The organism is Streptomyces sp. NPDC017991 (genome assembly GCF_044328075.1).
In the GTDB taxonomy this organism is placed as follows: domain Bacteria; phylum Actinomycetota; class Actinomycetes; order Streptomycetales; family Streptomycetaceae; genus Streptomyces.
On record NZ_JBIRGP010000041.1, the window covers coordinates 1 to 7,383 of the forward strand.

Below are 7,383 nucleotides of genomic sequence, written 5' to 3' on the forward strand. Positions count from 1 at the left end.
CCGACCCCCGCCACTACGCCGACGCCGTCGCCCGTCTCGCCCCCGACATCGAGGTCCGCATCGTCCTCACCGGCGAGCGCGTGCAGGTCCCGTAAACGCCGACAAGCAGTACATGCCGCCAGCCATGCCCGCGCCTTCCGGGACCAGCCGGCCACCCACGCCACCACCGGAGCAACGACTTTTTACAGCCGATCGAGCTGTAGAAGGATCGCGTCCCGCCGAGTGGTGTGGCCGACCACGCCTGTTGGGGCTTGCACAGCCGAACAGACCTTCAGGCTGGTCACGCTGCGCCCAGCCGACGGTGTAGATCCGGTAGCGGTTGGCGGCGTCGAGCAGAGGTAGCCGAGCAGCTGCCAGGCGCTCGCCTCGGGGAGCGGTGAGGGTGCTTGTCGCTCTCGAAGCCGATGAGGAGTCCGTCGACCACGAGGTCGGCGTCGGCAGTGATCTGTGCGCCCGCGTCCGCCGTGCCTGCCACCAAGCGCTGGTTTGCCCGAGGGATCGCGTCCAGCCGGGGCCTCCCGCCGCCGGTGTCAGGACCGGGGGCGGGAGGCCTCCCCTACCTGGCCGTCAGGAACTCGCTCTGGGCCAGCGGGCGGTTCACGATGCGGATGTCACCGACGTTGCCGTGGAAGACGACGTCAACGGCGCCCGCATACTCGTGGCCACCCACCAGCCAGGGCAGCCCGAGCGAGGTGAGACCGACCGAGAGCCGCTTCGGATTGTCGACGACCGGCGCACCCTCGACGTACAGGCGCGTGAAACGGCCGTCGTTGACCACCGCCAGATGCCACCACTTGAGCTCCACCAGGCCATGACCCCAATTGGTCGTCGGGTAGGTGTCGTTCGTCGGGTAGTGGTTGAACTGCGGCTCACGACCGTTGTTCGTGATGGCGAACTGGACCAGCGGCTCGTTGAGGTCCGTGTTCCTACCGTGCTTGCCCGCGGCCCCGGCGGAGCCCCGCCGGCTGAGGAACGACGCGTTGCCGTTCCTCCCGGCGTCCCAGTCCAGCGGCATCCGCACGAACGTCTCGATCGTGTAGCCGCCCCGGAACGTCTCGGAGTTCAGCGGTGCCATCGCCCCGGTGGTCAGGTACGTGCCGTGTACGGGATTGCGGCCGCCCACGAACCGGAGGCTGGCGTGGCCGGGCTGGTCGGGATGGTGATCCGCGGACCAGGTCAGCACGTCGGCCGCGCTGCCCGGGACACTCACCACCGTCAGGTCGTTTCCCTTGCCCGACAGATCGCGGATCCGCTGGCCCTCGGTGAGTGCCGTACCGGGCGCGCCCTGACCATCGAAGCGCCAGTACGCCAGCGTGCCCTTCACCAGCTCCCGGGCCGCGGGCCGGGCCGGCCGCACCGGAACAGGGACGAAACCGGAGAAACGCTCCTTGAAGTCGATCGGCACCGAGAAGTTGTCCACCGGGCCGCTGACCCGGGCCAGTTCGGCCCCCAGCTCGTTGCGGGACTCGGGGTCCTGGGCCAGGATCCACGGGTTGATCGTCTCGACGTCGATCGTGTCGCGGACCAGATCGAAGTGGTAGAGCCGGATCATGCCGCCACCACCGAAGTAGCGGTTCTGGTAGTTGGCGATGTGCATGTGTACGTCGTTCCCGGCGGCGTTCTTCTTCTTGGTACGACCGGGCGGCCAGTAGTGACCGTTGACGGTCAGGAACACCTGGTCGTTGTCCTCTACGAGCTTGTCCCAGACTGTCTGGCCGTGATCGGACAGCCCCGCGTTGTCCTCGGGATCCCCGGACTCGTACGGGAAAACGTTGTCATCGTAGTTCGACCACACCATGTCGTGCGTCGTGAGGATCACAGGCATCTTCGGGTGGGCCTTGATGACCGCGTCGGCCCATGCGAAACCCTGGTCGGTCGTCCGCCAGTCCAGGGCGAGCAGCAGCCAGGAGCGGCCGGCGGCCCGGAAGATGTGCGCGGTGTTGTAGCCGGTGGCGTCCGCGCCGGCGAACGTCTTCGAGTGCTTGAACCGGCTCGGTCCCATGGTCCGGAGGTACGTCGTGTCGCCGCGGGTGGTCGTCACCGCTCAGGTCGTGATTGCCGGCCACGACGCTGTACGCGGCGCCATGGGCGTCCAGCAGCGCGAACGCCTTGTCGACCTGCTCGAACGACGACGGGTCGGCGTCCTGCGTCATGTCACCGAGGTGAGCCATGAACACGATGTTTAGGTCGGGATTACCGCTGTTGTTGATGATGTAGCGGAAAGACTCCTCCTGCGGCGTCCGGTCCACACTGTCCTGGCTTCCCCAGTACATGAACTGGGTGTCCGGCATGACCGCGACGGTGAACTGGAGGGAAGTCGGGTCCGGGTTCCACTTGCCGACCTTGCCGGGCAGGGTGCCGTCCGCGGCGGCCGCGGGCGACGCGCCGATCACGGATGCCCCGGTCCCTGTGACTGCAGCCCCCGCACCGGCCAGCGCCGCATTGCGCAGAAATCCTCGCCTACTGTGTCCAGCCGAGTCGCGGATCGGGTTGTCACCATCAGTGCACATGAGAACTCTTTCAGATTGTCGTTGAAGCTACAACGACGCTAGAGAGGAATGCTCCCTGTTGAGCGGACATGAGGTGACAGAAGGTGATCGCGAGTGTGTCCAAGTCCGTACACCCAGGTCAGTGTGGTTCTTCGGCAGTTCAGGGTGCGGGGCCCCGAAGCACGAGCAGGGGAACCCGAGAACACCGACCATGGGGCCGGAGCCCGGCGACGGACTCGGGTAGTACCTTGGCCGGCATCCGGCCCGCCTGGTGCGGGGACAGCTAGCGAAGAAGGCGCCGATGACGGTGGTCCGCCGTTCGTAGCAGCGGGCGAGCCGGTAGAAGACGTTCTGCCAGGCGTGGGTACGCTCCACGTACCAACGCCGACTGGCCTGGACTGGTGCGTTCTCACCTGTGCGCGCGATGCGGCCGTGGAAGCCGCGCTCTTCGAGCGGCGCGCGGGTCCTGTCCGAGTCGTAGCCGGCGTCCAAGCGCACGGTGAGGTCATCGGGCAACGGGCCGAGGTCGTCCAGGCGATCCAGCGTGGGAGCAAGCAGGGAAGAGTCGTGGAGGTTGGCGCCGGCCAGGACACACGCCAGAGGAATGCCGTACCCATCCGTCATACCTGAGCGCTTCAGGCCCTGTTTGCCGCGGTCGACCGGCCAGCGGCCTCGCTGCCTCCGGGCGCCTTGGTGATGGAGCCGTCCACGGCGATGCGGTCGAGGGCGAGGCCGACGATCCGGTCGTAGGACTCCAACGCGATCTGTTTGAGCCTGGCGAAGACGCCGAGTCGGATCCACTCGTCGCGGCGGCTGCGGATCGTGGTGGCCGAGCAAGTTGTGTCGGCGATCGCTTCGTAAGAGCAGCCGAAGCGCAAGAGTTGCAGCAGCTTGACGAAGATGCCCCGGTCGCTGATACGTCGGCGGTGGCAGCCGAGCGGATGGTCCGGGTGAAACTCCGGCCGCTGAGGAAGCAGGACCGCGAATTGGTCCCAGAGCGGTTCTGTCAGCCATGATGGCAGCGCGGGCACAGGTCTCCCAAGTGATGACAGAGCTTCGCAACTCCATGATCACCAGGGCTTGTGCCCGGTCTGCGACCGGGGCCCCAACCGCCCTCCGGGTCAGGACGAAGCTGTCGTCAAAGTCTGTAGCTCGGTGTCCGACAGGTGCAGGTCCTGCGCGGCGAACAGCGCCGGCAACTGCTCGACGGTGCGTGCGGAGGCGATCAGCGCGGTCACGGTCGGCTGCTGCGCGAGCCAGGCCAGCGCCACAGTGGCCATCTCCACCCCCCGCGCCGTCGCGATCTGCTCCAACGCGTCGAGCACCTTCACGCCGCGTTCAGTGTCCGCGTAGCCACCGGCGAGTCCGGGAAGGTTGCGCACGTTCTCGATACTCTTCCCGGGACGGTACTTGCCGGTGAGGAAGCCGGAGGCGAGCGCGAAGTACGGAACGCAGGCCAGCCCTTCGCGCTGCACGACCTCCCGCCGAGCACCCTCGTAGGTGTCGCGTGAGACGAGGTTGTACCGCGGCTGCAGAGCCACGTAGCGGGCCAGCCCTTCGCGATCGGAGAAGGCCAGCGATGCAGAAAGCCGTTCGGGGCTGATGTTGGAAGTCGCGATGGCACGCACCTTGCCGGCCTTCACGAGATCGTCGAGAGCGGTGATGATCTCGTCCACGGGGATGGATTCGTCCCGGTCGAAATGGGTGTAGTAGAGATCGATGTGGTCGGTACGCAGTCGCCGCAGGGACTCCTCCGCAGCGGCCTTGATGTTGGCGGGTGCAAGGCCCATGTACTTCGGGTGGTCGCCGACCTTGGTTGCGACGACCACGTCGTCGCGGTTGCGGCGGGTGGCGAGCCAGTCGCCGATGATGCTCTCAGACTGTCCTGGCTCATTGCCCTGCTCGGGAAAATAGTTCATGTACGAGTCGGCGGTGTCGATGAAATTGCCGCCTGCGGCGAGGTAGGCGTCGAGCACCTCAAACGACTGGGTCTTGTCGGCGGTCCAGCCGAAGACGTTGCCGCCCAGACAGAGGGGGGAAACGAGGAGGTCGGACGAGCCGAGGGTGCGAAGTTCAGTCACGTCAAGACCAACGTGCGCCCGGTTGCCTGCAGTTCCCCGCTGGCCGCATCGCCAAAATTCTGGGTGCCTACCGGCTCGCCCGCTGCTACGAGCGGCGGACCACCGTCATCGGCGCCTTCTTCGATCTCGCCGACACGACCATCACCGTGCGTAGCCTGAGCCGGCAGGCCTGGACGACCCACCGCTGGAACGAACGCCCGAACCGCCGACCGTGAACCCACGCCTACCCGCGCGACCTCTGAGCCGGTGAGGACCGGCGCACTCAGCGGAGGAGCGAGAGCAGGGCGCCCGGAAACCGGCTGATGAAGATCTCCTGCCCTGTGTGCCACGCCAAGCCGGATGCCGAGTGTGCCCTGCCCGCAGGCTCCCACCAGGCGAGGCCGGACATCCTCGCCCGCCACTACAGCGACAACGGCGGCCGACGTTGCTGAAGCCGCCCGCGTTCAGGCGGCGGGCGGCTGGCTGGCTGGCGGGCTGGTCCAGCTGCTGACGGCGGCGCTGTTCGTTGTGGTGCTCTTCGACGCGCTGGGTGAACTTCTTCAGCGCCTCGTCCAGGGGCTCGCCATGGCGGTGGTCTCCCAGGGCGGCGCAGCGTCACGCCTGCTGATCGAAGCGCGGTGCCAGTGCACATGGTGTTCCCTGCCCGGGTTGATGGCGCTCTTTGGATTTGGTTCTGGCCGCAGTTCCGTGAAGCTCATGGTCGAGTGAGGACGCGGATCCGGAGGAACCGGAAGGATGCCCGGTTGTACATGCTCCTCTTGATCGTTTTCACTCTGTTCACGTTGCCCTCGATGACGCCAGAACTCCATTCCAGGGTGAGGTCGGCGGTACTGCGGCGAGGTCCAGAACGGCTTCGCCACGGACACCTGGCCCGCGCTGTACGAGCAGGTGATGACCGCGGACATCCTCGTGCGGGCCGGTCCGATCTGGCTGGGCGACAACAGCTCTGTCAGCTCAACTCGCCCCGAGGGGTAGGGCGCTCGCCGCCTGCCTGATGACGGATGACGGCGCCGTCGAAGTTGCCCCTCGTCACTGGGGTCGCAGGCTCAGTTCTCCCGGCTCCTGCCCTCCCAGTTGTCGGGAGTGGCGAGGGCCCCGGTCCGTACGGCAGTCACCTATGCATTGGGGGTGAACTGGTTGCTTGGACGACGATGGACAGGGCGGCCATCACGCTCCTCGCCGCGGACGGGTGCCGCCACGGTGGCCAGACCCTCAGAACCGGTGCGTTGTGCCCTGGCGTAGCCGCCCCTGCGCACCTCCGCCAGGGCACGTCGCAGCTCTGCGGCCGAGCGCAGTCGCACCGGACCCACGTCTTCCTGGGGCACGAAGTCGCGCAGCATCTCCTCCTGCACATCAACACCCCGGCCGCTCCCGGCAGGGAGTTCCGCCTGGACATGGATGAGGTCAGGGAGTACCGGACTCCCTATCGATTCCTGACCTGTCTGCTGGAGCGCCGGGGATACGGCATCACGGACGACCTCTACGGCGACGACCGCCCGGACGAGGTCGCCCGGCTATACCGGGACGTCCACGTCTGGCTGGGCTCGTCCGGCCGCAGGCCGGGGTAGCCTGCGATCAGTGACCGACCTGCACGATGTCTCAGGCGGCGGTGGCCGCGAGGATGAGCCGGGCGATCTGCCTGGGGTGGGTGATCAGGGAGAGGTGGCCAGCCTCGACTTCGACGGTCGTGGCCTTCATGCGCTGGGCCATGAACCGCTGCAGGCCGGGGTCAATGGTGCGGTCGTTGCGGGAGACGGCGTACCAGGAGGGCTTTTCCCGCCAAGCGGCCGTGCTCGTGGTCGGCGCGGCGGTGGACAGCAGTCCCTGCGCGGCATACAGGGCGAGGGCCTCCTTATGGGGCACGCCATTGGCGAAGTCGCGCAAGAAGGCGTCCTGGCTCAGCCACTTGAATCCCTCTGAGCTGACGACACCGGACGTGACGGGCGGCGTGGGGTAGGCGGCGGAGAGCGCGGCGTAATCCTCCCCGGCCTCGGGAGCTCGCGCGGCGACGTACACGAGGCCGGTCACGTTCTCCGCGAGCCCGACTTCGGATATGACCGCCCCTCCGTAGGAGTGGGCGACCAGGACAGTGGGGCCGTCCTGCCGGGACAGTGCGAAGCGGACCGCCTCGACATCGTCCGCGAGCGACGTGAGCGGGTTCTGCACCGAGGTCACCCGCAGTCCGGCCTCCTGCAGCAGCGGAACGACCTTCGACCAGGACGAGCCGTCGGCGTAGGCGCCGTGCACGAGGACCACGTTGCTCGCCGCGGCCTCGGTGCCCTTCCCCGTCGCGGCCCGGGCGGCGGCAACGGACATGAGAGAGGCGGCCGTGATGGATGCACCCAGTGCGGAGAACTGACGACGGTTGATCAAGGAGTTTCCTTTCACCAACGAGCTCGAACGTAGTCGTGCGGCAGAGCGACACGTGCGGGTCCGGTGACGTCCGCGAACTTTGGTCGGACACCGGCGCCCCCACGGCCGTTCCAAGTCTCCGGAGTCTATCGACGTCCTCGGCCCGGCGCGGGTCTCAGAGGACTTTTGTACAGGTCAGGCCATATATGCGACCATCATCCCTGCCCTGCTCTGAGGGCCTTCATCCCGTAGGCGGCGAATGACCTTCTCGGGGCGGATGCTCAGTCACCCGACTCGTTCGCCTCCGTACCTGAAAGTCCGTCTGGTTTGGGACCTGCTAGGTCGTGTCCGCAAAGTGGTTGGCGTGTTGGTCTGTTCGTGGTGCGTCGTCATGAGCTGACTGATCAGGCATGGGCAGTGATCGAGCCGCTGCTGGCTCCGTCTCGTATGGGACGACCGGT

Annotated in this window: 6 protein-coding genes and 3 pseudogenes; 5 read left to right on the forward strand and 4 right to left on the reverse strand. The window is 67.0% G+C overall.

The window, feature by feature from the left end; all coding sequences use genetic code 11:
* Positions 1-556: 556 nt before the first annotated feature.
* Positions 557-2,002, reverse strand: coding sequence for a LamG-like jellyroll fold domain-containing protein (locus tag ACH4DZ_RS44850; RefSeq protein ID WP_398295582.1), 1,446 nt, complete (start codon positions 2,000-2,002; stop codon positions 557-559).
* On the opposite strand from ACH4DZ_RS44850, the gene ACH4DZ_RS44855 reads away from it, so the two are divergent.
* Positions 2,001-2,186, forward strand: coding sequence for a hypothetical protein (locus ACH4DZ_RS44855; protein WP_398295583.1), 186 nt, complete (start codon positions 2,001-2,003; stop codon positions 2,184-2,186). The two genes, ACH4DZ_RS44850 and ACH4DZ_RS44855, sit on opposite strands and share 2 nt — an antisense overlap.
* Before the next feature lie 591 nt (positions 2,187-2,777).
* On the opposite strand, the pseudogene ACH4DZ_RS44860 reads toward ACH4DZ_RS44855, so the two are convergent.
* Positions 2,778-3,520: pseudogene (locus tag ACH4DZ_RS44860) on the reverse strand (IS5 family transposase); the annotation flags it as partial.
* A gap of 90 nt (positions 3,521-3,610) precedes the next feature.
* The gene (locus ACH4DZ_RS44865; protein ID WP_398295585.1) at positions 3,611-4,570 is read right to left on the reverse strand and encodes an aldo/keto reductase; all 960 of its coding nucleotides are present in this window, start codon (positions 4,568-4,570) and stop codon (positions 3,611-3,613) included.
* Positions 4,571-4,638: 68 nt separating this feature from the next.
* Here ACH4DZ_RS44865 and ACH4DZ_RS44870 point away from each other — a divergent pair.
* From ACH4DZ_RS44870 to ACH4DZ_RS44885, 4 genes and pseudogenes are all read left to right on the forward strand, one after another.
* A pseudogene (locus ACH4DZ_RS44870) lies at positions 4,639-4,785 on the forward strand (IS5/IS1182 family transposase); the annotation flags it as partial.
* 124 nt (positions 4,786-4,909) lie between these two features.
* The gene (locus tag ACH4DZ_RS44875; RefSeq protein WP_398295586.1) at positions 4,910-5,278 is read left to right on the forward strand and encodes a hypothetical protein; all 369 of its coding nucleotides are present in this window, start codon (positions 4,910-4,912) and stop codon (positions 5,276-5,278) included.
* Positions 5,279-5,416: 138 nt separating this feature from the next.
* Positions 5,417-5,524 (forward strand): annotated as a pseudogene (locus tag ACH4DZ_RS44880) (flavodoxin family protein); the annotation flags it as partial.
* Between the two features lie 440 nt (positions 5,525-5,964).
* Complete coding sequence (locus tag ACH4DZ_RS44885) at positions 5,965-6,138, forward strand: hypothetical protein (RefSeq protein WP_398295588.1); 174 nt, start codon at positions 5,965-5,967, stop codon at positions 6,136-6,138.
* A gap of 31 nt (positions 6,139-6,169) precedes the next feature.
* On the opposite strand, the gene ACH4DZ_RS44890 is transcribed toward ACH4DZ_RS44885, so the two are convergent.
* Entirely contained in the window at positions 6,170-6,943 is a 774-nt protein-coding gene (locus tag ACH4DZ_RS44890; protein WP_398295589.1) for an alpha/beta fold hydrolase, read from the reverse strand.
* Positions 6,944-7,383 lie beyond the last annotated feature (440 nt).